Origin of the sequence: Tateyamaria armeniaca (assembly GCF_045797845.1) — a bacterium.
In the GTDB taxonomy this organism is placed as follows: domain Bacteria; phylum Pseudomonadota; class Alphaproteobacteria; order Rhodobacterales; family Rhodobacteraceae; genus Tateyamaria; species Tateyamaria armeniaca.
Genome location: NZ_JBHDIY010000002.1, coordinates 2820626 through 2844938, shown reverse-complemented (window position 1 = coordinate 2844938; position 24313 = coordinate 2820626). Strand labels below are relative to the sequence as shown.

29 protein-coding genes are annotated in these 24313 nt (G+C 59.9%); 18 read left to right on the top strand and 11 right to left on the bottom strand.

Going from position 1 to position 24313, the window contains the following annotated elements; translation table 11 throughout:
• Position 1: 1 nt before the first annotated feature.
• The 3 genes from lipA to ACERZ8_RS14410 form a co-directional block, all read right to left on the bottom strand.
• On the bottom strand, positions 2-949 hold the full coding sequence (gene lipA, locus ACERZ8_RS14420; protein WP_407592855.1) for a lipoyl synthase: 948 nt from the start codon (positions 947-949) through the stop codon (positions 2-4).
• 101 nt (positions 950-1050) lie between these two features.
• The gene (locus ACERZ8_RS14415; RefSeq protein WP_407592854.1) at positions 1051-1512 is read right to left on the bottom strand and encodes a hypothetical protein; all 462 of its coding nucleotides are present in this window, start codon (positions 1510-1512) and stop codon (positions 1051-1053) included.
• 270 nt (positions 1513-1782) lie between these two features.
• Positions 1783-2853, bottom strand: coding sequence for a DUF6456 domain-containing protein (locus tag ACERZ8_RS14410; RefSeq protein WP_407594280.1), 1071 nt, complete (start codon positions 2851-2853; stop codon positions 1783-1785).
• Positions 2854-3183: 330 nt separating this feature from the next.
• On the opposite strand from ACERZ8_RS14410, the gene ACERZ8_RS14405 reads away from it, so the two are divergent.
• Both ACERZ8_RS14405 and ACERZ8_RS14400 read left to right on the top strand, forming a co-directional pair.
• Entirely contained in the window at positions 3184-3441 is a 258-nt protein-coding gene (locus tag ACERZ8_RS14405; RefSeq protein ID WP_407592853.1) for a DUF6477 family protein, read from the top strand.
• Positions 3419-3487, top strand: a complete 69-nt coding sequence (locus ACERZ8_RS14400) for a hypothetical protein (RefSeq protein WP_407594279.1) — start codon at positions 3419-3421, stop codon at positions 3485-3487. The genes ACERZ8_RS14405 and ACERZ8_RS14400 overlap by 23 nt, the downstream gene beginning before the upstream one ends.
• 20 nt (positions 3488-3507) lie before the next feature.
• On the opposite strand, the gene ACERZ8_RS14395 is transcribed toward ACERZ8_RS14400, so the two are convergent.
• Positions 3508-5055 carry a trimethylamine methyltransferase family protein gene (locus tag ACERZ8_RS14395; protein WP_407592852.1) on the bottom strand — a complete coding sequence of 516 codons (1548 nt, stop codon included), beginning with the start codon at positions 5053-5055 and terminating at the stop codon, positions 3508-3510.
• 192 nt (positions 5056-5247) lie between these two features.
• On the opposite strand from ACERZ8_RS14395, the gene guaA reads away from it, so the two are divergent.
• Positions 5248-6822 (top strand): glutamine-hydrolyzing GMP synthase, encoded by a 1575-nt coding sequence (gene guaA, locus ACERZ8_RS14390; RefSeq protein ID WP_407592851.1) that lies wholly within the window; start codon positions 5248-5250, stop codon positions 6820-6822.
• Between the two features lie 35 nt (positions 6823-6857).
• Here the strand turns inward: guaA and ACERZ8_RS14385 are convergent, their stop codons facing one another.
• The gene (locus tag ACERZ8_RS14385) at positions 6858-7046 is read right to left on the bottom strand and encodes a hypothetical protein (protein WP_407592850.1); all 189 of its coding nucleotides are present in this window, start codon (positions 7044-7046) and stop codon (positions 6858-6860) included.
• Here ACERZ8_RS14385 and ACERZ8_RS14380 point away from each other — a divergent pair.
• The 11 genes from ACERZ8_RS14380 to ACERZ8_RS14330 all read left to right on the top strand — a co-directional run bounded on the left by ACERZ8_RS14380 (position 7045) and on the right by ACERZ8_RS14330 (position 16556).
• Positions 7045-7170 (top strand): hypothetical protein, encoded by a 126-nt coding sequence (locus tag ACERZ8_RS14380; RefSeq protein ID WP_407592849.1) that lies wholly within the window; start codon positions 7045-7047, stop codon positions 7168-7170. The genes ACERZ8_RS14385 and ACERZ8_RS14380 overlap by 2 nt on opposite strands.
• 67 nt (positions 7171-7237) lie before the next feature.
• The gene (locus tag ACERZ8_RS14375) at positions 7238-8131 is read left to right on the top strand and encodes a DMT family transporter (protein ID WP_407592848.1); all 894 of its coding nucleotides are present in this window, start codon (positions 7238-7240) and stop codon (positions 8129-8131) included.
• A gap of 153 nt (positions 8132-8284) precedes the next feature.
• Positions 8285-9409: an OmpP1/FadL family transporter gene (locus ACERZ8_RS14370; protein WP_407592847.1), complete on the top strand. Its 1125-nt coding sequence runs from the start codon at positions 8285-8287 to the stop codon at positions 9407-9409.
• A 111-nt stretch (positions 9410-9520) separates the two neighbouring features.
• The gene (locus ACERZ8_RS14365) at positions 9521-10432 is read left to right on the top strand and encodes a DMT family transporter (protein WP_407592846.1); all 912 of its coding nucleotides are present in this window, start codon (positions 9521-9523) and stop codon (positions 10430-10432) included.
• Positions 10433-10490: 58 nt separating this feature from the next.
• Positions 10491-11354, top strand: a complete 864-nt coding sequence (locus tag ACERZ8_RS14360) for an ATPase (protein WP_407592845.1) — start codon at positions 10491-10493, stop codon at positions 11352-11354.
• 44 nt (positions 11355-11398) lie between these two features.
• Complete coding sequence (locus tag ACERZ8_RS14355; protein WP_407592844.1) at positions 11399-12346, top strand: homoserine O-succinyltransferase; 948 nt, start codon at positions 11399-11401, stop codon at positions 12344-12346.
• A gap of 3 nt (positions 12347-12349) precedes the next feature.
• Entirely contained in the window at positions 12350-13321 is a 972-nt protein-coding gene (locus ACERZ8_RS14350; protein WP_407592843.1) for an alpha/beta fold hydrolase, read from the top strand.
• 54 nt (positions 13322-13375) lie between these two features.
• Entirely contained in the window at positions 13376-14245 is an 870-nt protein-coding gene (gene ppk2 / locus ACERZ8_RS14345) for a polyphosphate kinase 2 (protein ID WP_407592842.1), read from the top strand.
• Positions 14238-14855: a TetR/AcrR family transcriptional regulator gene (locus tag ACERZ8_RS14340; protein ID WP_407592841.1), complete on the top strand. Its 618-nt coding sequence runs from the start codon at positions 14238-14240 to the stop codon at positions 14853-14855. The genes ppk2 and ACERZ8_RS14340 overlap by 8 nt, the downstream gene beginning before the upstream one ends.
• A 211-nt stretch (positions 14856-15066) precedes the next feature.
• Positions 15067-15750, top strand: a complete 684-nt coding sequence (locus ACERZ8_RS14335) for a hypothetical protein (RefSeq protein ID WP_407592840.1) — start codon at positions 15067-15069, stop codon at positions 15748-15750.
• Positions 15751-15971: 221 nt separating this feature from the next.
• Positions 15972-16556, top strand: a complete 585-nt coding sequence (locus ACERZ8_RS14330; RefSeq protein WP_407592839.1) for a hypothetical protein — start codon at positions 15972-15974, stop codon at positions 16554-16556.
• A 72-nt stretch (positions 16557-16628) separates the two neighbouring features.
• Here ACERZ8_RS14330 and ACERZ8_RS14325 read toward each other — a convergent pair whose 3' ends face one another.
• The 3 genes from ACERZ8_RS14325 to rplM all read right to left on the bottom strand — a co-directional run bounded on the left by ACERZ8_RS14325 (position 16629) and on the right by rplM (position 19185).
• Positions 16629-17957, bottom strand: coding sequence for a hypothetical protein (locus tag ACERZ8_RS14325; protein ID WP_407592838.1), 1329 nt, complete (start codon positions 17955-17957; stop codon positions 16629-16631).
• 275 nt (positions 17958-18232) lie between these two features.
• Positions 18233-18721, bottom strand: a complete 489-nt coding sequence (gene rpsI, locus ACERZ8_RS14320) for a 30S ribosomal protein S9 (RefSeq protein ID WP_407592837.1) — start codon at positions 18719-18721, stop codon at positions 18233-18235.
• Positions 18722-18723: 2 nt separating this feature from the next.
• Positions 18724-19185, bottom strand: coding sequence for a 50S ribosomal protein L13 (rplM, locus tag ACERZ8_RS14315; protein WP_407592836.1), 462 nt, complete (start codon positions 19183-19185; stop codon positions 18724-18726).
• A gap of 225 nt (positions 19186-19410) precedes the next feature.
• Between rplM and ACERZ8_RS14310 the strand changes: the two genes are divergently transcribed.
• Both ACERZ8_RS14310 and ACERZ8_RS14305 read left to right on the top strand, forming a co-directional pair.
• Positions 19411-19731 carry a hypothetical protein gene (locus ACERZ8_RS14310; RefSeq protein ID WP_407592835.1) on the top strand — a complete coding sequence of 107 codons (321 nt, stop codon included), beginning with the start codon at positions 19411-19413 and terminating at the stop codon, positions 19729-19731.
• Positions 19728-20774: a hypothetical protein gene (locus ACERZ8_RS14305; protein WP_407592834.1), complete on the top strand. Its 1047-nt coding sequence runs from the start codon at positions 19728-19730 to the stop codon at positions 20772-20774. Before ACERZ8_RS14310 ends, ACERZ8_RS14305 begins: the two co-directional genes overlap by 4 nt.
• On the opposite strand, the gene ACERZ8_RS14300 is transcribed toward ACERZ8_RS14305, so the two are convergent.
• Entirely contained in the window at positions 20771-22186 is a 1416-nt protein-coding gene (locus tag ACERZ8_RS14300) for an aminotransferase-like domain-containing protein (RefSeq protein ID WP_407592833.1), read from the bottom strand. The genes ACERZ8_RS14305 and ACERZ8_RS14300 overlap by 4 nt on opposite strands.
• A gap of 95 nt (positions 22187-22281) precedes the next feature.
• Between ACERZ8_RS14300 and ACERZ8_RS14295 the strand changes: the two genes are divergently transcribed.
• Complete coding sequence (locus ACERZ8_RS14295) at positions 22282-22515, top strand: DUF1127 domain-containing protein (RefSeq protein ID WP_407592832.1); 234 nt, start codon at positions 22282-22284, stop codon at positions 22513-22515.
• A gap of 60 nt (positions 22516-22575) precedes the next feature.
• Here ACERZ8_RS14295 and ACERZ8_RS14290 read toward each other — a convergent pair whose 3' ends face one another.
• A complete protein-coding gene (locus ACERZ8_RS14290; protein WP_407592831.1) occupies positions 22576-23013 on the bottom strand; it encodes a PaaI family thioesterase in 438 nt (145 codons plus the stop codon).
• Positions 23014-23070: 57 nt separating this feature from the next.
• Here ACERZ8_RS14290 and ACERZ8_RS14285 point away from each other — a divergent pair, with 57 nt between their 5' ends.
• Positions 23071-23856 carry an enoyl-CoA hydratase gene (locus ACERZ8_RS14285; RefSeq protein ID WP_407592830.1) on the top strand — a complete coding sequence of 262 codons (786 nt, stop codon included), beginning with the start codon at positions 23071-23073 and terminating at the stop codon, positions 23854-23856.
• Between the two features lie 233 nt (positions 23857-24089).
• Here the strand turns inward: ACERZ8_RS14285 and ACERZ8_RS14280 are convergent, their stop codons facing one another.
• Positions 24090-24245, bottom strand: coding sequence for a hypothetical protein (locus tag ACERZ8_RS14280; RefSeq protein WP_407592829.1), 156 nt, complete (start codon positions 24243-24245; stop codon positions 24090-24092).
• Between the last annotated feature and the right edge of the window lie 68 nt (positions 24246-24313).

Sequence of the window (24313 nt, the reverse complement as noted above, 5' to 3'; positions counted from 1 at the left end):
CTCAGGCCAGCTTGGCCTGCCGTGCGGCGCGCAGACGGGCGAAATCATCGCCTGCATGGTAGGATGACCGCGTGAGCGGCGTGGCCGACACCATCAGGAACCCTTTGCCATAAGCCGCCTTTTCGTAAGAGGCGAATTCGTCGGGATGCACGAACCGGTCCACGCGGTGGTGTTTGGGCGTGGGCTGCAGGTACTGCCCGATGGTCAGGAAATCGATGTCAGCGGCGCGCATGTCCTCCATCACCTGAATGACGGATTGGCGATCTTCGCCAAGGCCGACCATAATGCCCGACTTGGTGAACATCGACGGGTCCAGTTCCTTGACCCGCTGCAACAGGCGCAAGGAATGGAAATAGCGGGCACCGGGCCGCACCTCGGGATAAAGGCCGGGCACCGTTTCCAGATTGTGGTTGAATACGTCTGGGCGCGCTTCAACTACGACCTCCAACACTTTGGGATCACAGCGAATAAAGTCGGGTGTGAGGATCTCAATGGTCGTGTTCGGGCTGCGATGCCGAATGGCGCGGATCGTCTGGGCAAAGTGATCGGCCCCGCCATCCTCAATGTCATCCCGATCCACTGATGTGATGACCACATGGTTCAACCCCAGTTTTTCCACCGCGTGCGCGACGCGCCCCGGTTCGAACGCATCCAGATCCTCGGGCGGCTTGCCGGTGGCGATGTTGCAGAACGTGCAGGCGCGGGTGCAAACCTCGCCCATGATCATCATGGTGGCGTGGCCTTGGCTCCAGCATTCGCCGACATTGGGGCATCCGGCCTCTTCGCAGACCGTGACCAGTTTGTTCTCGCGCATGATGCGCGCGGTTTCGGCGTATCCCTCACCGCCGGGCGCCTTCACCCGAATCCAATTGGGTTTCTTGGGTTGCGGGTTGTCCGGGCGGCGCGCCTTTTCAGGGTGGCGCTGTTCGGGAATTTTCAGATCGCGCATGAGGGACTGCCATTTGGTTTAGCGTTAAACTGCTTCTAACATAGGTCGGGCAGAGATGAACACCACGCGGCGCAAAGCCGCTATGCTTGTGACACAACCGCTCAAAACGCTTGGCGCACCCCGACAAGCAGACCCGTCGATCCGGAGTCGACCTCAAACAGGCCATAGCCGTCCGAGCGGTGATGCATCCTGAAAAATCCGGTGACGTCTGGTCGCCTCGTGGCGAATTCAAGCTCGGCCATCCAATGCACAAACAGACGCTGAGAATTCCCGCTGCGATCGATTTCCACTTGCGGGATCTTGGACGCATAAGACAGTCCCAGACCGGCGGCGAGCGATGTGAGGCCCCGGTCTCTGAGCGTTTCATATCGCAGCGTGAGAGGCACACTGAGTTCAAAAAGATCCTGACGTCCCGTATGGCCCAAAAGAACCGCCTCGATACCAAAGCGAAAGCGGCTGGTCCCGATGGGGCGGTCCCAACCGACGCCAGCAGCCAATATGCTGGAACCTGCCAGATCGGTCTGGCCGGGTGTGATGGCTTCGTGCCAGGTGTTGGTCGTCATGGTGCCCAACGCACCGAATGCGGACCATTGCCCGTTCGCTGTGCCGGGTCCAGCCAGGACCAGAGTTGTCGTGAGAGTGAGAAACGCAGTTTTGAACACGTGACGCATGCGAACAACCGATGACGCCCAAAGCCGGGCAAGGATGTCCTTTACATACCGCGTTGGCCCAACAGGCAAATGACACACCTCAATACCAAGCGACATCTTGCACAAAAAATGGCGCTGCGAGGGAGGGATCACAGCGCCATTCTTTTGGACATCGGGGTCAGGTCAGCCGATCAGGCCGCCACCCGGTCCGGTCGTTTCGTCATAGTGTTGTTTCAGCCGCATCAACGCGATGCGCAGCACGATCTTGCCGGACCGCGCGGACCAGCCGAGCTTCTTTTCGGCGGCCTCAAGCCCTTCAAGATAGCAACAGCAGCGCAGCACCACGTCCGACAGGCCCGGTCCCAGATCCTTGAGCGCATGGGCAACCCGTGCGCGCGCACGCTCGGGGCCGTTGCCAACGCCGCTGTCCATGTTGAAGCTGCCCCGCCCGCCAGCGGTCAGGAAGCGATCCCAGTTTTGGGCGACGCGCGGCCCCATCTGGGCCAGCTCGAAATCCTCGCGCAGACGTTCGCCCGCACTGACCAGATCGTCGCTCAGGAAAACAGTGCCGTCCTTGTCACGGCGGCGTGCAAGGGCGGTCAGCGGCGATTCGGCGAGGTTGTAGCGCACCTTGCGCGGCTGACCCGTCTCGTTGTCGCGCACTGTGCGCTCGCCCCAGACACGATGCTGATCGGCGAAATCCGCAGGCGCTTCGGCGAGTCCGGGCGGGTTTTGCTCTTCGCCCTCCATCATCTCGGCAAGGGCGGTGCGCCCGGCAGCCGTGATCTTGTAGCGCGTGATCCGCCCGGTCACATCCGCGCTGATCCAGTCCTGCAGCGCCATGGCTTCGGCGACCTTGCGGTCGACGACGGCCGTTCTGGTGCTGGTGCCGGTGATGCCGTCGCGCACCACGACCGCTTTTTCCATATCGACCGCAACGGCCAACACCGCACCCGTCTCGCAAAGACGGCGCAGGATGCGGCGCGCATCCCGTGTCAGTGTCGGTGTGTCGGGGCCTTGATCCTTGATCGCAAATTGCATCGGATCGCATTCCTTCTGTTGCTCAGTTGCAGCCGACGATGTCTTGTGAACCACGCGCGCACCCAATTTGCGCAAGACCGCGTCGATCAGAGGATCGTCGCGGCGCGTCTCGTATCTGCGGATCTGACGCAAAACGGTCGATGCGTGACAGCCCGATTTGCGGGCCAGTTCGCGGATCGGCAAACCGGCTTCTGTATGGGCGAGGTAGTGCATCGCTGCATCCGGCACCCAAGCCGGCAATCCCGTGAGTACGGGGGTGATCCATCTGTAAGGCGCATCTGTCGCTGTTCCGTCCTCTTTGTCGGCATGGCGGGGTCTTGATGCCCACTTGTCCACACGCTTATCCACACAACCTAGAGGTGCATTGGTTACCCGTTCGTTAATATTCGTCGGTATACGCAGCATTGTTTCTAAAAGATAAACAGTTGCTAAACGAACGCACGGCCGCATTCGCAGCCACGCAACACCCGTTAGGGTTGTGCCATGGTGATGAGGCCAGCGTGATGGGGATCGGGCCGGCACGGACCAAAGGAGTACCGGAAAATGCAAGATATTCTGTCTATGTTGAACGCACTGCACCGCCCACGTTTACTGATCCGCGCAGCCCGAATCGGGGCCGAGGATTACCGCCGCGCCGCACATCTGCCGCGCATTCTCGGCTATGGTCATCTGCCGCGCCATGGCAACGCGCTGATGCGCCTTATGGAAGTCGAGGGCGAATTGAACGCGCTGCGTCTGGGCGAAGATCTCGTCCTACAGCCTGTTGCGTCACATCGATGTGCTGATCGCAATTGTCGGTGAAAGCCGCATTCTGCGTGCAGCTCAGGTCGACACGCCCGCTGCCTGACCCCGCTCAGGGGTCAGCGCTTACATAAAGCTGTCTGGCTCCGCCGCCTTCTTCTGCGCGACAAAGGCGTCCAACGCCTCGCGCGTGGCGGGATCGATCGTGGGTTGCTGATAATCACTCAGCATCTTGGCAACCCGCTCGGTTGCGAGCGCTTGGGTGTCGCGCGCACCCTCGTCCGCCCATGTCTCGAACGGTTTGTAGTCGAGGATGTCCGACTTCCAGAACGCTTCCTTGAAATTCGCCTGCGTGTGCGCACAGCCCAGATAGTGACCACCCGGGCCAACTTCGCGGATCGCATCCATCGCTTGTGCGTTTTCATCGATCTGAACGCCCGCTGCCAGATGATGCAGGGTGCCAAGCTGATCCGCGTCCATCACGAATTTTTCGTAGCTGCTCACCAATCCACCCTCAAGCCAGCCACAGGCGTGCAACATGAAGTTCACGCCCGCCAACAGGCCCATGTTCAATGAATTCGCCGTCTCGTAGGCCGCCTGTGCATCCGGCAGTTTCGAGCCGCAAAACGACCCGGCCGAGCGGAAAGGCAGACCCAGACGGCGCGCAAGCTGCCCAGCGCCATAGGTGATGTGCGCAGCTTCGGGTGTGCCAAAGGTGGGCGCGCCTGAATTCATGTCGATCGACGTGACAAAAGCCCCCATGATCACCGGCGCGCCTGCCTTGCACAGTTGCGAATAGGCGATGCCCGCCAGCACTTCGGCCAGCACCTGCGTCAGCGTGCCCGCAACAGACACCGGCGCCATCGCTCCGCCGACGATAAAGGGCGAGATGATGCAGGCCTGTCCCGCCTCTGCATAGACCTCAAGCGCGCCCATCATCACGTCGTCGAATGTCATGGGCGAGTTGATGTTGATCAGCGAGGTCATCACCGTGTTCTCGGCGACAAACTCTTTGCCGAACAGAATCTCTGACATCTCGACAGAATCGCGCGCGCGACTGGGTTCGGTGACCGATCCCATGTAGGGCTTGTCGCTCAGTGTCATATGGGCGTGCAGCATATCGAGATGGCGCTTGTTCACGGCCACATCCGTCGGTTCACACACGGTGCCGCCAGAATGGTGCAGCCACTTGGACATATAGCCCAGCTTCACGAAATTGCGGAAATCCTCCATCGTGGCGTAGCGCCGCCCGCCCGCGGCATCGCGCACGAAAGGCGGACCATAGACCGGGGCCAGCACAAGGTTCTTGCCACCGACCACCACATTGCGGTCGGGATTGCGGGCATGCTGGGTATAGCTGGAGGGGGCTGTGGCACACAGTTGGCGCGCCAGCCCGCGCGGGATACGCACCCGCTCGCCGTCAATATCCGCACCCGCATCCGCCCAGCGCTTGAGCGCGGCAGGGTTGTCGGGGAAGTTGACACCAATCTCTTCAAGAATCGTCTCGGCGTTGTGCTCGATCACTTCAAGCGCTTCTTCGGTCAGCACTTCGTAATTGGGGATGTTGCGCTCGATAAAGCGCGCGGTCTCGAATGACACGGCACTGCGCGCCGCACGGCGGGCCGCACCGCCACCACCACGGGCGCGTCTGGTTGGTGCGCTTGCGTCTGCCATGGCTGATCCCCTTATACATTCCCACCCGGTGCACATGGGCTTACCCGATCCCATCCCGCCAGACGCGCAATAAGCGCCGCAAGAGGGAAAAAAGCGACATCCCTCTTCTCTGATTGAAAAAAATCCCGGCGTCCGGGGCCGCGCCCCGGTCCGGCGCTTGCCAGTGTCGCTGGCCACGCCTATTGCACATGCATGACAGACCAGATTCACGACCGCCTTCTCATCATCGACTTCGGCAGCCAGGTAACGCAGCTTATCGCGCGGCGTCTGCGCGAGTTGAACGTCTATTGCGAAATCCACCCCTATCAGAACGTGACGATGGATTTTGTGACGGACATGGCCCCGCGCGCCATCATCCTGTCGGGCGGGCCTGACAGCGTCACCCGCCCCGGATCGCCCCGTGCGCCCGACGGTATCTTTGACCTTGGCCTGCCGATCCTTGGCATCTGCTATGGCCAGCAGGTCATGATGCAGCAACTGGGCGGCGAAGTGCTGGGCGGCAAGATTTCGGGCGGTGGCGGCACAGCCGAGTTCGGACGCGCCTTTGTGACCCCGGCGGGCACTCTGGACCTGCTGGATGGGTGGTTCGACACGGGCCGCGAACAGGTGTGGATGAGCCACGGCGATCACGTGTCCAAACTGGCGGACGGATTCGCCGTCTACGGCACCTCCCCCAACGCGCCCTATGCCGTCACCGCAGACACAGCGCGCCACTTTTATGCGGTGCAGTTCCATCCCGAAGTGCACCACACGCCGCGCGGCGCCAAACTCTACGAGAATTTCGTGCGCATCGCCGGGTTCAAGGGCGACTGGACCATGGGTGCCTACCGCGAAGAGGCGATCCAGAAGATTCGGGATGAGGTCGGCGACAAGAACGTCATCTGCGCCCTTTCCGGCGGGGTCGACAGCTCTGTCGCTGCCGCGCTGATCCACGAAGCCGTCGGCGACCAGCTTACTTGTGTCTTTGTTGACCATGGATTGCTGCGCAAGGACGAGGCCGCCGAAGTGGTCGGCATGTTCCGCGACAACATGAACCTGTCGGTGATCCATGCGGACGAGGCTGATCTGTTTCTCGGTGAACTTGACGGCGTGTCCGACCCGGAGACCAAACGCAAGATCATCGGGCGTCTGTTCATTGACGTGTTCCAGAAATACGCCGATCAGATCGAGGGGGCCGAGTTTCTGGCGCAAGGCACGCTCTATCCGGACGTGATCGAATCGGTTTCGTTTTCCGGAGGTCCCTCTGTCACCATCAAAAGCCACCACAACGTCGGCGGCCTGCCTGAAAAGATGGGGCTGAAACTGGTCGAACCGCTGCGAGAGCTGTTCAAGGATGAAGTGCGCGCATTGGGTCGCGAGTTGGGCCTGCCCGCCAGCTTTATCGGACGCCACCCCTTCCCCGGTCCCGGCCTTGCCATCCGCTGCCCCGGCGAAATCACGCGCCCGAAACTGGAAATCCTGCGCGAGGCGGATGCCGTCTACATCGATCAGATCCGCAAGCATGGTCTTTATGACGACATCTGGCAGGCCTTTGTCGCGATCCTGCCGGTGCGCACAGTGGGCGTGATGGGCGACGGGCGGACCTATGATTATGCCTGCGCTTTGCGCGCGGTGACATCGGTCGACGGGATGACGGCGGATTACTACCCGTTCACGCACGAATTTCTGGGCGAAACGGCGACGCGGATTATCAACGAAGTGCCGGGCATCAACCGGGTGACATATGACATCACCTCGAAACCTCCCGGTACGATTGAATGGGAGTAGTCTGCCGTGCGCAGACTGCTCATTTCACAGCCAAATTAACCATCTTTGAGAAAAAATTTTCGATTGTTCTCGCACCGGTAGAGGGCGGTCTTGAACGCGCCGCGCTTACCCGTTTCAACTCCCCGCAACTGCCGAAAGGCGGTGATTGAGTTCAAATGACGAAAGCGTCCAAAGATGGCGATCAGAATTTTCAGGTGCCAGTCCTGCGGCCATAAAATGCGCATGGCCGACGATGTGTGCCACGCCTGTTTTGGCAGCAAACGCACCTATCAACTGCCCGAGACATTCTGGGCGACAACTGTTGGCGGATTGCTGTGTGTGTTCGCCGTTGCAGTTGCAGTTTTCTAAGCCTCATCGCACAGTCTGACGGCGACGGATGCACCGGTTCGCGATGTTTGCGAACAGGACGGATGCGATGACACAACAGCCCGGCGCGACCACCGAGAACAACGGCCATATTCTCAAGGCCGCCCTTTGGATGACCGGGTCCATTGCATCCTTCTCAAGCATGGCCGTGGCCGGGCGCGAAGTGTCATCCAGCCTCGATACATTCGAGATCATGATGTACCGCAGCGTTGTCGGCGTGATCATCGTATGCGCGCTGGCGGGCGCAACCGGCGCGTGGCGCACGATCCAGACGGCACGCATCGGCACGCATCTGGTGCGCAACCTCGCCCATTTCACTGGTCAGAACCTGTGGTTTTACGCAGTGACCGTCATCCCGTTGGCCCAGGTTTTTGCGCTCGAATTCACTTCACCCATATGGGTGATCGTGCTCAGCCCGTTGGTTCTGGGAGAACGGCTGACCCTTGTGCGTGGTCTGGCGGCCATCATGGGGTTCATCGGTATTCTGATTGTGGCCCGTCCCGACATGGCGGGCCTGAACGCCGGGGTGATCACCGCCGCCTCGTCGGCCATTTTCTTTGCGCTGACCATCATGCTGACCAAACGGCTGACACGGAACGAGGGAATCACGTCGATCCTGTTCTGGCTGACGGTCATGCAACTGGTCATGGGGGTGATCATGGCGGGCTGGGACGGCGATATCGCGCTGCCGGACGCACAAACTGCCCCTTGGGTCTTCCTGATCGGCTGTGCCGGGCTGCTGGCACATTATTGCCTGACCAACGCCCTTGCGATCGCGCCTGCCACAGTCGTGGTACCCATTGACTTCATCCGCTTGCCCACAATCGCGGTCATCGGGATGCTCGCCTACAACGAAACCATTGATATCTGGGTCTTTGTTGGCGCGGCCATCATTTTCGCAGGCAATTACATTAACCTCTGGGTCGAGACGCGCCGGACGTGACTGCTGTGACCCCAATGTCACAAAAATATGACGCTCCGTCATAAGCGGGACTGTGCCCTAGGGTCATTATTGACGCTTACCCCTTGAAAATCGCTTATCTATACCCAACGCGCACACTCATCCGTTATTCGCGCGCTTTGGGAGGAAGTAAAAATGAAAACGTATTTACTGGCGACGTCTGCCATACTGATGGGCGCGACGGCAGCTTCGGCGGCAGGAATCGAGCGCACGAACCAATCGGTGGCACCGCTCTTCGAAACGGGCCGCTATCTTGAATTCAGCTATGCAACGGTCAGTCCGAGCACCTCCGGTGTCGGCGGTCTGGTCACGCCCGGCGCACAATCGGGCGACCTTACGCCAAGCTACGACCAGTTTGGTTTCGCCTACAAAGCGGACATCAATGAGCAACTGTCTTACGCACTGATCTACGACCAGCCCTATGGCGCGGATGTCGATTACCCGGCTGCCACCGGTTACTTCGCGCAAGGGTCAACGGCCGCTTTTGATTCCAACGCTCTGAGTGCGACCCTCAGATACAAATTTCCCAACCAGTTCAGCGTCTACGGCGGCCTGCGCTACCAGGTTATCTCCGCGAACGCGTTCGTGCCCTTCGTAACAGCTGCGGTGGGCCCATTGGCTGGCACCCCTTATGAGGCGAGCGCGTCCAGCGATGGCGCCGCGGGTTATCTGCTCGGGGCGTCCTACGAGATTCCCGACATTGCCTTGCGTGTTTCGCTGACCTACCAGTCCTCGATCAAACATGATCTCGACACGGTCGAGAACACTGTTCAGGGGCTGGGCGTTCCCTCGTCGACCGAGATTGAAACACCGCAGTCGCTGACGTTGGACTTCCAGACCGGCATCGCTCAGGACACATTGCTCTTCGGGTCTGTTCGCTGGGTCGACTGGTCTTCGTTCGAAATCGCGCCGCAGCAATACGTTGCTTTGGTCGGCTCGCCTCTGGTCTTTTTTGATGATGACCGCATCACATGGACGTTGGGTGTTGGTCGTCGATTGAACGAACAGTGGTCCATTGCCGGCGCAATCAGCTACGAGGAAACCACAGGTTCGCCCACAGGCAACCTCGGCCCGACGGATGGCCTGCTTAGCCTCGGGTTGTCCGCAGTCTACACGCAGGGCAAAACGAAGATCACAACCGGTATCCGATATGTCGACATCGGCAACGCGCAGACACGCGTTGGCGCGGCGGTCCCGGGCGGTGTCTTTCAAGACAACCACGCCATCGCGTTTGGTGTAAAGATTGGCTACAACTTCTAAACCCACAGTTTCTGTGCGTTAACGATCAAGCCCCGCCCCTTACCCGGGCGGGGTTTTTCATTGCGCAACATTCGGGTGGCACACTGCATCGCGCGCTGCCATTGATCCCCCATGACTTTGCAAAAGACGATGACGGGCCGGGCGTGGGCCGAGATGATCCTGCTGGGCACGATCTGGGGTGGCTCGTTCCTTGCCATCCGCATCGCGCTGGACGAGATCACGCCGCTGACCTCGGTCGCGCACCGCACCGGATGGGCCATGCTTGTCCTTTGGGGAGTTGTCGCCGTCATGCGTCTGCCTCTGCCCCGTGATCCACGCGTCTGGATCGGCTTTCTTGGCATGGGCCTTTTGAACAATGTGATCCCGTTTGGCCTGATGGCCTGGGGACAGTTGCACATCGAAACCGGCCTCACCTCGATCTTCAATGCGGCAACGGCCATTTTCGGCGTGATCGTGGCCGCACTGTTCCTTGCGGACGAACGGATGACCACACGCAAAGCCGTTGGGGTGTCACTGGGGTTCTTTGGCGTCGCCACAGCCATAGGTCTGGACAACTTTCGCAACTTTGACATCCGCAGCCTTGCCCAACTCGCCATCATCGCAGGCACCCTGTCTTACGCGTTTGCGGCCGTCTGGGCGCGGTACTTCCTTGCCGGTCTGGCCCCGCAGGTTGCTGCGGCAGGCATGCTGACCGGATCGACCCTGATCACTCTACCGCTGGCCTGGATCGTTGACGGGCCCATCACCCTTGATCTGGCCCCCGCGACACTTGGCGCCATCGGGTACTATGCCCTGATCGCAACGGCCGGGGCCTATCTGCTTTACTACCGCGTGCTGGCGGTGGCCGGGTCAGGCAACCTGATGTTGGTCACCCTGCTGATCCCGCCTGTGGCCATCACGCTTGGCGCTATCGTGCGCGGCGAGGCGCTCAGCCCGAACGCTTTCGCGGGTTTTGCCCTGCTCGCACTTGGCCTTGGCATCCTTGACGGACGCATCTGGGCGTGGCTGCGGCGCAGACGTTGACCAGCATGATGCGCGCGGCTAGGACACGAAGCGAGGGACGAAGACAGGGACCACCATCATGCTTTATCGCGACGCCGATCACTGGCGCGGGGCCACGCACAAGCGCGTGCTGGTCTATGGTATGTCCGGTCTGGGTAAGACCCATATGTCCTCCATCGTGCGTGCAAGCGGAAGCTGGTTCCACTACTCCATCGATTACCGCATTGGCACGCGGTATATGGGCGAGTTGATCGCCGACAATGCCAAGGCCGAAGCGATGAAAGTGCCCTTTCTGCGGTCGCTTTTGATGTCGGACAGCATCTATATCGGCTCCAATATCACATTCGACAATCTCTCGCCCGTCTCGACCTATCTCGGCAAACCCGGCGATCCTGAACAGGGTGGCCTGCCCATCGCCGAATACCGCCGCCGTCAGGAACAGTTCCGCCAATCCGAGCTTTCGGCCCTCAACGACACCCTCTATTTCGCCGAACGGGGTCAGGCGCTTTATGGCTATCCGCATTTCATCTGCGACACCGGCGGGTCGATCTGTGAATGGGTCGAACCGCAGGACGACAACGATCCGCTGATGACCACGCTCAGCGCCACCTGCCTGCCGATCTGGATCAAAGGGAGCGACGCGCACACCCAGGCCCTAATCGCGCGCTTTGACAAGGCGCCCAAACCGATGGCTTACCAGCCCGAATTCCTGCTGGACTGCTGGCAGGCCTATCTTGCTGAAACCGGCCTTGCCGAAGACAAGGTCAACCCGGATACCTTTGTGCGCTGGACCTATGCGCGCGCGCTGGCCCATCGCCAGCCCCGATACGAGGCGATGGCACGCTGGGGGGTCACGGTGACGGCGGACGAAGTCGCCTCTCTCAAAGGTGAAGCGGATTTTGTCGATCTGGTGGCCAAGGCCCTTGAGCGTCGCATGGCCTGAGGCTATCTGCACCCTTCACGCGCCAACGCGACCGGAAAGACCCTATGCCCCTGAAACTGCCCCGCACCCTGCCCGCCTATTCTGTCCTCACCCAAGAGGGCGTGATGGTGATGGATGACGAACTGGCGGCGCATCAGGACATTCGCCCGCTCAAGATCGCGCTCTTGAACCTGATGCCCAAGAAGATCCAGACCGAGACGCAGTTTGCGCGCCTCATCGGGGCGACACCGCTGCAAATCGAACTGTCACTGATCCGCATGTCTGATCACGAGACCAAGAACACCGCCGCCGAGCACATGGAGAGCTTTTACCGCCCTTTCTCCGAGGTGAAAGACCAGAAATTCGACGGGCTGATCATCACTGGCGCGCCCATCGAACATCTGGATTACGAGGATGTCAGCTATTGGGACGAACTTTGCGAGGTCATGGACTGGACCCAGACCAACGTGCATTCGACATTCGGGGTCTGCTGGGGTGGCATGGCGATGCTGCACCATTTTCACGGTGTGCCCAAACATGTGCTGGGGGAAAAGCTGTTCGGCACCTATCGGCATGCCAATCTCGCGCCTGCCTCCCCCTATCTGCGCGGGTTTTCAGATGATTGCGTGATCCCTGTCAGCCGCTGGACCGAAGTGCGCGCGCCCGAGGTCGAAGCGGCGGGCCTGCCGATATTGCTTGGCTCGGACGACACCGGCCCGTGCCTGATCGAAGACCCGGATCACCGCGCGCTCTACATCCTGAACCACTTTGAATATGACAGCGACACGCTGAAACAGGAATATGACCGCGATCTGGCCTCTGTTCAGGTGCAGGGCGCAAAGATCGCAATGCCCGTGGGCTATTTCCCCGACAACGACGCCAGCAAGCCCCCGCTCAACCGCTGGCGCAGCCACGCGCATCTTCTTTATGGAAACTGGCTGTCCGAGGTCTATCTGACCACCCCGTATGAAATGGACCGGATCGGTCAGGACCGCACCGATCTGCGGGGGTAAAGTATGAAGACAGCGTTGTTTTTTCTGCTGGGCGTGCTGGTCGTGACTGTTGCTGTGGTGCAGATGTTCGCACTGAAACGCGACCGTGAGGCCGCACAGAATTACCCCCCAACCGGGCAATTGATCGACGTTGACGGCGTGACCGTTCATGTCGAACAGATGGGCGAAGGCCCTGATTTGGTTCTGCTGCACGGCGCATCGGGCAGCACGCGGGATTTCAGCTTTGCCTTTGCGGATCGGCTCAAGGATCGCTACCGCGTGACTTTGCTGGATCGCCCCGGCCTTGGCTGGACCGAACAGATTGACCCGGCCCACAAACAGGCATGGTCGACCGCCCATGCATCCCCGCATGATCAGGCCCGCCTGCTCAAGGCGGCAACGGATAAGGTGGGGGTCAGCAACCCGATCATCGTTGGCCATTCCTTTGGCGGCATCGTTGGTTACGCCTGGGCGCTTGAATTTGACGATCTGGCGGGGTTTGTGTCCGTTGCCGGGGTCGCGAACCCGTGGCCGGGCGATCTGGGCTGGACCTATCGGCTGAACGGGTCGGCATGGGGCGGCGCGCTCGCCGTGCCAATCCTGTCGGCCTTTGTGCCGCAGACCTATATCGAAACCACGCTGGAAAGCATTTTTGAGCCGCAATCCGCACCCGAAGGCTATCTGGATCACGTGGGTGCGGCCCTGTCACTGCGCCGACATTCCTTGCGCGCCAATGCACGGCAGGTGAACTGGCTGCGCCCTTACGTCGTTGAAATGTCAGCGCGATATGGCGACATCACTGTCCCGGTCGAGATTGTGCACGGGGATGCGGACACCATCGTGCCGCTTGAGGTGCATTCGGCCAAGGTGCCGGGTCAGATCAAAGGGGCCAATGTCACCGTCTTGCCGGGCATCGGACACATGCCGCAGCACACCAACCCCGACGATGTGATTGCCGCGATTGACCGTGTCGCGCGCCGCGCGGGTTTGCGTTAGGCGTCAACCTCCCCCATATTGCATGTTAAGAGCAGTAACTTGATCGGGACCCCCATGACCCTTCCCTTTGACGGCGCCATCACCGAATTCTTCGAGACGGGCGCACCGGACGACGTGCGCGACAAGATCGCCAGCGCCGACAAGAAGGATATCCTCACGCCGACGTATCCGCATCCCGAACGCATGAAGCGTAAGGCCTACGAGGAAGAAATGGACGCGCTGCAGATCGAACTGGTCAAGATGCAGGACTGGGTCAACGCGACCGGTACCCGCATCGCCTGTGTGTTCGAAGGGCGCGATGCAGCAGGCAAGGGCGGCACGATCAAGCGCTTCACCGAACATCTCAACCCGCGTGGCGCGCGCGTCGTCGCCCTTTCCAAACCCACCGAGACCGAAGCATCCGAATGGTATTTCCAACGCTATATCAGGCAGTTGCCAAGCGGAGCTGAACTGACCTTCTTTGATCGCAGCTGGTACAATCGCGGTGTCGTCGAACATGTGTTCAACTTTTGCGAACCCGCCGAGCGCGAGCATTTTTTCACGCAAGTGAACCCGTTCGAGCAGATGCTGGTCAATGACGGTATCTACGTCTTCAAATTCTGGCTGAACGTGTGTCGCGCCGAACAGTTGCGCCGGATTATGGCGCGCGAGCGTGATCCGCTGAAACAGTGGAAACTGAGCTGGATCGATGTCGAAGGCCTGCAAAAATGGGACGCCTACACAGATGCGATCCGCGAAACGCTAAATCTGACCCATACCGAACACGCCCCTTGGACCATCGTGCGCTCGGATGACAAGAAACGCGCGCGCCTGAATGCGATCCGCACTGTCCTGCACGGGTTGGACTACACGAACAAAGACGCGCAAGCCATTGGGAAGATAGACAAACACATCTGTGGTGGTCCGGACATCTGGGATGCCTAAACGCGGCTATCATCACGGCAATCTGCGTCAGGCCCTGACTGACGCGGCCCTTGAGCTGATCGAGCAGAAAGGCCCGACAGGCTTTACTCTGTCCGAGGCGGCCAAGCAGGCGGGCGTGACCCCGGCCGCTGTCTATCGCCACTATGAAGGGCGCGAGGATCTGATCGCGGAATGTGCGCGGCAGGGCTATGGCATCTTTGCTGATTTGATGGAGCATGCCTATCAATCCGGCCAACCCTCGGCCTTGTCGGCATTCGAGGCCACGGGGCGGGCTTACCTTGCCTTTGCACGCCGGTTTCCAGGCCATTATATCGCGATGTTTGAATCCGGGATTTCCGTCAACCGCACGCCGGAACTGGCGGATGTGGCCAACCGGGCCAATGCGGTTCTGGAAAAGGCCGCAGGAGATCTCTCCAAACACATCCCCGAGGACAAACGCCCGCCCGCGTCGATGTTTTCAGCCCACATCTGGGCGATGAGCCACGGGGTCGTCGAGCTGTTCGCGCGCAACTCACCCGGTCGCGCCTCGCCCTTTCCACCCGAGGATCTGCTGGAATCGGGGATCGGGATTTATCTGCGGGGTCTGGGGCTGATTGAACCGGACGGCTGAGACAATTCAGCCGCAAATGACTGGTCGTCTTTGTCGCAGTTGGAAAAATATTTAAAATCAGATATATAAGTAAAAGTATTATTGGTCGGTTGCCCGACTGGAAAGAATTCTTTGGGAGAACTTGATAATGAAGCTTTGTATACCACTCATTGCGCTGGCCGCATCGGCAGGCATTGCCTCTGCCGCCACGACCCCATCCCTGCCAGAACTGGTGCCCTATAACGGCAGTTTTGACGAAGCCACTATCTCGCCACAGGGCGGCCTGCCCGGCGGTGATTTCGATACACTTGGCGGTCTTGAGCAGGTTGGCTTGTTCCAACTGGGCGCGGGAGCGAATACGTTCACCGGTTCCGTCAACGCCCCGACAGATACGGCAGATGTGTTCTTGATTGAAATTCTTGAAGGGTTCGAGTTGGTGAGCGCGAGCCTTGAATGGGCGACAAATCTTCTCGGCGTGCCGGCACCGAGCATTTTCAATTTGCCTCCAGGGTACCTTGAGCAAAACACTTTTGCACCAGGCACGACGCCCATCTGGACAGTTGAAGAAAGCGACGAAACACCAACCATCTTCTTGCTTGATGGGATTGATGCTTTCTTCACGCCAAAAAGTTACGTCGCACCGGCCTTTGAAGCGCGCGGACCCGGGATTTACAGCAGCCTTTTCGATGGCAAAACCAGTTGCGCCCAAACGTATGTTCCGGCGAACCCGGGGGTGAATGCGCAGTGCGTGGAAGGGCTCGACTACACCATGACCTTCAACGTGGTGCAGGTGGCGACACCGCCCGCAGTTCCTTTGCCAGCAGGTGCCTGGGGCCTTGTGTCTGGACTGGCCTTGCTGGGCGCGGCAGGGCTGCACACGCGCCGCCGCAAGTCGGCGAGCGCAAACGCCGCCTGATCACGGCACCTTCCGCTTGATCCATCCATGCCGGGCGGGCGCACCATGTGCCCGCCAGGTCTGAATTCTTGTGTTTCAAATGGCGCTGACCGCGCGCCGACCGGTGCAAATCCGCCGCTCGCGGTGCGCAGAACCGCTTTTTCGCAAGCCCATCGAATTTTTTGCTATGTTCTGATGCACCCGCCCTTGGGCGGTTTGTATTTTAGCGAAAGACATTTGACATGGCAGGAACGAACGTGGTCGTAACGCTCGATTTTCGGGCGGACAACAGCTTGAAACCCGAATCCTGGAGCACGATGCAGAGGTTCAAACGCGACCCCAGCGATGTGGTGTTCGGGAATGCACAACTCGAAGTGAACGCTCCGATGATCGACATAGATTGGCTGAACGAAGCGAATCTGGAAACGGGCATGGTGAAACTGGCGATCCGGCAACTGAGCGTGCGGATCGAGGCCAAAACCACCATGCGCGTCTTTCGGGGCGTGGACAAAACATCCAAGTGCTACAAACATCTGGTGGTTCACGAGAACAAGCATGTGAAGCTTTTCAAACGCGCGCTCACGCGCAGTGTCCGGCAATACCGCCGCGCCCTTGACCGCGAGAAATATCCCGACCTCAAGAAATCGATTGAGCTGGAAGCGCGCGAAGCGGACGCCTTTGTCCGGCGCTGGAAGATGCGCCTTGAAACGATGCATCTGGACGAGATGAAGCGAATGACCGATGGCGCGCGCGCCTTCAGCGAAAAGATCCACACCAAGATGGAGAAGCGGCGGACAGGCAGCCTCTGCCTCGAATACCAGCCCTGAGGCGCGCCCCGGACCTGATCTTGGCCTCGCAACCCCAGGTCCGGCAGTTCATGTCCACTGCCCTCGCAGGAATCAGGCGCGTTCTTTCTTCATCTCGGAAATCGCGGCGGCTTTGACTTCTTCGCGCAGGATGGCCGCCAGTTTCTTTTGGTTGTCCTTCAGGATGCCGTCCACGACTCCATCCACGCTTTTGGAGTTCATGAAGTCGTTGGCAAATGACTTGGCCGCCTTTGACGGGTCTTTGCCATTGGCGCGCTTGGGATCGCTTTTCAGCCAGTCGAGCGCAAAGTCGATCATCTCTCCGCCCGTGCTGAAATACTTGTTCAACGAACCGATCGTGACGCGTGTCATGAATTTGACGAGGGCCTGTTTCATGATCACGGGCCGTGCCGCCAGCAAGGCGTCGGTGCTGGAAATACCCAGCCGTTTGACCACCGCTTTCACTTCGGCGGCATAAAGTTCCTTGAGGTTGATCGGCGCCTTGGACAGGATGCGGTTCACCTGGTTGCCCAAAAAGCGACTGTTGGAGGCTGTGCCCACAAGATGCGGTCCGGCAAATTTCATGAACAGCTTGCCCATCCCGGCCCCGAGGGCACCGCCCAGAGCACCGCCCATCGCGTCCTTGACGATTTCGGACGCGGCCTTTTGCTTTGTCCCGGCGGTTTCGCGCCCCAGCGCATCTGCACCGTTATAGGCCAGTGACATGCCACCACCCACTGCCGCGCCGGTGATAAGGATGGCCGGCACGCTGACCGGGGCCAGGATCGTCGTGGCCGCCACGGAGCCTGCCACCATGCCCACGGATTTCACACCTTCGAGCACCTTGATCGAGCTTTCACCACCGTTGATGATCCCGTCGATCCAGCGCAGCACTTCGTTCTTGTAGGTGGCAATGGCGATATTGGCCGGTTCAACGGCCTTCTCGAAGGCTTTGTAATTGCGTGATTTACAGGCCTTTTCCGCAGTCTTGAACGCCGATTCCGCCTTTTTGCGGCTTTTGGGTTCCGGGACGCGGTTGACCATATCAATGCAGGCGGCCACGAACCACTGATCCTTGTTGATCTTGAGTTGCGCGTCATGCCGCCCCGTTGCGTAGGTGTGGCGCTGTTTGAGCTGGAACATCGCATCGTCCATGCGCTGATCGACACCTTTGCAGTAGGATTTGAAGGTCTTTTCATCCATGCAGACGTCGCCGCCCGGCGTTGGCACCTTGAACAGCTTGCCCTTGGGATCAGGAATGGTGACGGGCGTGTTCTTGGGCAGTTCCTTGCCCGCCTTGAGGTCCTTGTAAATCTTCTTGTTCGCCTTGTGGACCAGCACGGTGCCCGGATCCCTGATCTTGTGCTTGGCAATGATGGTGTCCATCGTGTCGCCGGGCTTGGTCTTGTAAACGATCCACATAAAGCTGTTCTCCGCTACATATATCTATTCAAAATCGTCAAAGCAGGCGGGACGCAAATGCGCCCCCTGACCGGAAACAGGCACACGCCGTTTTCAGCCATTCCGCCGTTATTGCGCGCAATGGTTTGTCGGATCAGCGATGTGTTTCAAGAAAAATCAGCACCAAGTCAGGTATACCCGACCGTACGGGTACACAGACGAAGCAAAAGTGGCAAAAAAGCACTCGCAGTTTCCTGCAAGTGCCTGTGTTTGAATTATTTTGCCTGAAGGTTGGCTTAGCGTTTGGAGAACTGGAAGCTCTTACGCGCCTTGGCTTTACCGTATTTCTTACGTTCGACCACACGGCTGTCGCGGGTGAGGAAGCCAGCAGCTTTCAGAGCACCACGCAAGGACGGATCGTAAAGTTGCAGCGCCTTGGACACGCCGTGCTTGACCGCACCGGCCTGACCGGACAGACCGCCACCCTTGACGGTGGCAACCACGTCAAACTGGCCTTCGACGCCCGCAACGGTAAAGGGCTGCGCGAGGATCATCTGCAGCACGGGGCGTGCAAAATACTCGTTCATCTCTTTGCCGTTCACGGTGACCTTGCCCGACCCGGGCTTGATCCAGACGCGGGCGACCGCATCCTTGCGCTTGCCTGTGGCATAGGACCGGCCCAGCTCGTCGCGGACAGGCTCACGGTGCACCATTTCGACCTCTGCCGGGGCGGCGTCGCCAGCCACGGCCTGCAGGTCTTCGAGTGTGTTGATTTCGTCAGCCATGCTCATGCGCTCCGCGTGTTTTTCTTGTTCATGGACGCGACGTCCAGAACTTCGGGCTCTTGCGCCGTGTGGGGGTGTTCGCCGCCTGCGTAGACCCGCAGGTTGGTCATGATCTGACGGCTCAGCTTATTGCCGGGCAGCATGCGCTTGACCGCGAGGGTCACGACACGCTCGGGGTGCGCGCCTTCAAGGATCTGTTCCTTGGTGCGGCTCTTGATCCCGCCGGGGTGGCCGGTGTGCCAGTAATGGCTTTCCTGACGCTTGTTGCCGGTCAACTGGATCTTGTCAGCATTGATCACGATGACATTGTCACCGCAGTCCATGTGAGGCGTAAAGGACGGTTTGTGCTTGCCACGCAGGCGCATGGCGACGATCGAGGCAAGACGGCCCAGCACCACGCCTTCGGCGTCGATGAGGATCCATTTCTTGTCGATGTCCGCAGGTGTTGCGGTATAGGTTTTCATGTGTCGCATCCCTTGGGGGGCTCGAATTTCAGATTGGGCGGGTATACGGGCGCTGCAATGCCGCGTCAACGGCCATATACGACTATAAATCATGCAAAAACAGATGCTTGCAATTAAGGTATTATTTTACCCCATCAAAATCACCACCCTGCCCCTTGCATTACCGGCCTGTCTGGCACACTGGTTGGCACAGATCACATTTGCCCTGACGCTGACGCCTGTTTCATGTTGCTTTCCCTTGCCGCCCCTGCCCTTGCCACCATTGCTCTGATCGCTGTGGCGACGATTGGCGGTATTGGATCGGTCCGCAAGCTGATCACCGTCTACGAGGCCAAGCACGAGTTGAAACAAGGCTCGACCGGGTGGTTGCGCAGCATTGCGGGCTGGTCGATTGTCGCGTTCTGGCTGATGACCACGTGGTTTGCCGCCACCATCATCGGGGACTGGTCCGTTTCGGGTGATTTCGGGGGAGCTGTGGATCGATCCTGGCTGCGGTTGCGGGTGCTGCTGGAAATCGGCATGGCCATCATGGGTCAGGACAGTTGATCGACGTCACCGCCATCCAGTCCGAGCTGCAATGCAAAAGCTGCGCCGGGCAGTGTCTGTACGACCCGGCCGTGCAGGCGCTGAATTGCAGCAGTTGCGGCACTGTGCGGCGGTTGGAGCGTGAGGACGATTCAGAGGCGTGGGCGGAGTTTCCCTTTGACCCTGACGCCCCTTTGGACGAGGCGCCCATCACCTTCGAAGGTCAGGTGCTGTCCTGCCAGACTTGCGGCGGGACGGTCACCTTTGTTGCCCAATCCCTCAGTTCGGCCTGTGCCTATTGCGACGGGCCTGTGGTGCTGAAAAAGGCGGATCGCGGCTTTGCCCCTATGGCGCTTATCCCATACCGTGTGCCGCAGCAGGATGCGCAGGCCTTTGCCCTTGCATGGGTCAGGAAACGGCTGGCGGCACCCAACGATCTTTATGGCGTGGTGGCCAAGGCCCGCGTGGCCGGGATTTATGTGCCGTTCTGGACCTTCGACAGTCAGGAGGCCGTGGATTACTGGGCCAAGTACACGGTCCGGCGCAACAAGCGCAATTATACCAAAAGGGTCAGGGGCAACATACGCATCCGCTTTGACGATCTGCTGGTGCCCGCCTCGCCCCATGTCACCCCGCTGATCCGCGATGGCATCCTGCACGACTTTGATCCCCAGCGCCTGCGCCCTTACCGCGCGGGCTATGTCGCCGGGTTCGCCGCTGAACAGCACCACCAAAGCGTGGCCGAAGGGCTGGCCGCCAATGCCGACGACAAGGCGCTGCTGATCCGCAACAAGATCAAGCGCGACATCAACAAATCGCGTGTGCACGACATTGGCTATCACACGGACACGACCGGCATCCATTACCGCCGCATCCTGCTGCCGGTGTGGATCTTGCACTACACCTATGATGGGGCAGCGCACAAAGTGGTGGTCTGCGGGATGCAGGGCCGCACCTTTGGCGAACGCCCGTTTTCGATGAAAAAGCTGTTGGGCTATTCGGCGCTGTTGTCGAGCATTGCCGTGGTGACGGGACTGGTCTGGGGGGCGGTCGGGCTGCTTTAGACCCCGATGGATTCCGTCGGATTGTCGAGCAGGTCGCGCAGGCGCAAAATTGCGGCCTCAAAGCTTTCAAGCCCGACGCCTGCATTGACCGCAAAGCGCACCGCATGGGGCGCGCGCGCCTCGCGGCAGGCATATTCCTCGGCGGCGCGGATGCGCACGCCCTGCGCCTCTGCCGCCTGAACAAAGGCCCCCGCGCGCCACCCTTCGGGCAGGCGCAACCACAGGAACGGCACGTCGGTGCGCCATTCCAGATCATAGCCCCCAAGCACATTGACGGCCGCGCGCACATAATCGCCAATCTCGTCGCGCGCGCGTGTCATGATGGCAGGCAAATCGGGATGGATCAGCAACCGTGCGGCCAGATCGGTCATAGGAGTCGCAAGGCCAAAAAACGAATACTCCGCAGTGCGTCGCAGCGTCGCCGCTTTATCCTTGGGGGCCACCGCTATGCCGATACGCAGCGCGGGCGTGACGGATTTCGAGATCGATGAAATGTACCAACTGCGCTCGGGCGCGAGCATCCGGTAGCTGGCCGCCTGCGCGGCCCCAAGGCGGTAACAGTCGTCTTCAAGGATTTGCAGGTCGTGGCGGCGGATCACCTCGACAATTTCCGCGCGCCTGCTTTCCGGGGTAAAGCCGCAGGTCGGGTTGTGCACCTCGGGCGAGGTGCAGAAAATCTGCGCATCATTGGCCTTGATCGCAGCCTCAAGCGCGTCGGGCATCACACCGTCAGCGTCCATCGCGACGGGGATCACATCAGCGCGCAGCAATTCGGCAGCACGGCGAAAGCCGGGATAGGCCAGCTCCTCGACCAGCACGGCAGGTCTGCGTCCGCGCAACAGGGCCTGCAGGATCAACAGAATCGCGTTCTGTCCACCATGGGCCAGTTGAATGTCCTGTTCGCTGATGGAGCCGAGTGGCGCGCTCGACAACCACTGCAACGCGGCCTCGCGGGCCGGACGCGCGCCTGCACGTGTAGGATAATGCATCATGCCCGACGGCGGATCGGCGGCCACTTCGGCCAATAGCGTGCGGATCAGCGGGGCCTGCCCGACATTCGGCAGGTGCGGCGAAAACAGGTTCACCTGATAGGACTGGTAGTCCGAATTGTGGGTGGTGGAATCGACCTCAAGTGGGATGTCGACCCACAAGGGTGCCTTGGTGTCGGGCGTTGCCACAAAGGTGCCGCGACCAACCTCTGCGACCAGCGTGCCGTCGTCGGTCAGCAAAGTGTAGGCGCGCGCCACAGTTCCCGGCGTGATCCCCAGCTTCCATGCCAGATCGCGGACGGGGGGCAGTTTTTCGCCCGGCATCAGCGCCTCTGTCGCGATCTTGTCACGGATCGCCTGCATAACCGCCTTGTATTTCGGGCCCGCCGTTTCGAGCAGGTTCTCGCGCCAAATTGTATCCATTACAATGTTTCCATAGATTTCTTACGCACGCCTATTGTACCCTTTATTCATGGCAAACATGCCAAATTGTGTCAATACAATTACAGGAGATTCCCATGACACACGTATCAACGACCCCCGCAGACCACCTCGCCTATCTCACGGCGCAAAACCGCATGCCTGCGGCATCGGTGATCGCGGTGCGCGTCGCGGTCGTGATGTCGAAATGGGCCACACGCCGGCGCACGCGCCTGGCACTCAAACAACTGAGCGATCATCAGTTGCGCGATGTGGGACTGACACCCGCCGAGGCTTATTACGAGTCGCGGCGCGTGTTCTGGCGGGCGTGACATCCCCGTGGCTTCCGCCAGACCTCTTCCCTTGCGGCCGGGTATATCCCGGCCGTCTTTTTAGTCTTTCAGGTCAACCCCTTGGGGCGGAATGGCATAGGTCAGGCTGGCCCGCGCCACAGGTTTGTCCATCCCTTCGGAATAGATCAGCACATCTGACACCGACAACTGCTTGCCCAGCTTGAGCAGACGCCCATGGGCGATCAGATCAACCCCGGCTGCGGGCTTACGCATGAAATCGATGGAACAGTTCGTGGTCACGGCCAGCGCGCGCGGCCCGATCTGGGCCAGCGTCACCATATAGGCGGTCACATCCGCCAACCCGAACATCGCAGGGCCCGAAACCGTACCCCCGGGGCGCAGGTGGCGATCCTGTACCAACAGGCGCAGCACCACGCCTGTCTCGCTCACTTCTTCGACATGGAACTCTCCGGCAACCTCCAGAAAAACCCGACCCAGAAATGCGTTCATTTCCGCGGCATCCATCATCAGCCCCATGCTTTCCCTCCGTGCTTGATTGACCTAGGGTTTGCCCAACATTGGCGGGAGGGCAAGATGACAATTCTGGAACGTGAGGTCACAGGCGCCGTGATACATCTGCGGATGAACGCGCCCGAGCGGTTGAATGCGCTGAGTGACGAGATGATTGCGGCCCTGCACGGCGCACTTGATGAGGTGGCCGAGGACAGGTCGGTCCGGGCTGTTGTGCTGTCGGGTACAGGCAAGGCGTTTTGCGCCGGGCACGATCTGAAACAGATGACCGCCGGGCGGCAGAACGCCGATGGTGGCGCGGCCTATTTCAAGGACCTGTTTGATCGCTGTGCGGCGATGATGGCGCGCATCCAGTCCCTGCCCCAGCCCGTAATCGCCAAAGTGCACGGCGTCGCAACGGCAGCAGGCTGCCAGTTGGTTGCCACGTGTGATCTGGCCGTGGCCGCCCACGGCACCCGGTTCGGCGTCAACGGCGTCAATATCGGCCTGTTCTGTTCGACCCCCATGGTCGCCCTGTCCCGCAATATTCCGCGCAAGCTGGCCTTTGAGATGCTGACCACGGGCGACTTCATCGAAGCCGAGCGTGCCGCGACCCTCGGACTGATCAACCGCGCCGTGCCCGTCGATGATCTGGAGGATGAAGCGATGGCGCTGGCGGAACAACTCGCGTCCAAGCTCGGGTCCGCCGTCCGGATCGGAAAAGAGGCGTTTTACAACCAGATTCAGATGCCCGTCGCCGAGGCTTACACCTATACCGGGCAGGTCATGGTGGACAACATGGCGCACCCCGACACCAAAGAAGGCATTGCTGCCTTTATCGACAAGCGCCCTCCGGACTGGTCGCAATAGCGTTTCGGCCATGGAAATAAGGCCAACCGGAGGTTGTTTCCAAAACGGCACCCGATTGTTCCCGAAAGAGCGCTATCAATTTGGGCGCAAATGAGGCACAAATTGGACACGGTTTAACACCGAAGACGATTTTGGGTCGCCGACTGGCGGAAGGTCCCTCCAGGTCAGCCTCTCACTGACCGACCATCCCCGCAGCGGCGACCCCAAAAATCCCCCTCAGATCGTGATGCCGCTCAGACGCCCGGCACCGTGCAATCTTCCGCATTCAGATCCAGCACCGGATCGTTCGGGCCGCAATCCTCGCCAGAGACGGGGTAGGTTTCCGGGTTTTCACAGGCTTGCAGGAAAACCAGTGCAATCACGGCAACGGCGTATTTGATGTAGGTCATTTCAGTCTCCGAACGTCTTGGTATTCGGACCTTATAGGCTGGGATTCGCACCTCGAATTGATATCTCT